The organism is Burkholderia sp. Bp8991 (genome assembly GCF_003853795.1).
In the GTDB taxonomy this organism is placed as follows: Bacteria; Pseudomonadota; Gammaproteobacteria; order Burkholderiales; family Burkholderiaceae; genus Burkholderia.
On record NZ_QTQJ01000098.1, the window covers coordinates 1 to 281 of the forward strand.

Here is a 281-nt window from a genome sequence, read left to right on the forward strand (position 1 = left end):
TCCGCCTCGATGCGCAAGTCGTAGAGTTGTTCGGGCGTGATGTAGCACAGGCCCACCGCAACGTCATACGCAAGCGCCTTTTCGGCATGCTCGGGGTTCGTCATCGTCGTCGAGTGATTCGTCGGGCTGTTGGTCGCACCGCGATCGAGCCAATCGACGATCTGTTTGTCGCGCCAATCCTTGTAGCCTTCGGGCATCGCGCTTTTGCCGTCCTCGCCGATCACGTGGCCGTCGCCGTCGAACCATTCGGTGTTCAATGTCCGACGCGCTTCCATTCGCAT

The 281-nt window shown here is 60.1% G+C and carries 1 pseudogene; it reads right to left on the bottom strand.

Annotated elements, in window-relative coordinates:
* Positions 1–281, bottom strand: a pseudogene (locus DIE02_RS35320) (hypothetical protein); the annotation flags it as partial.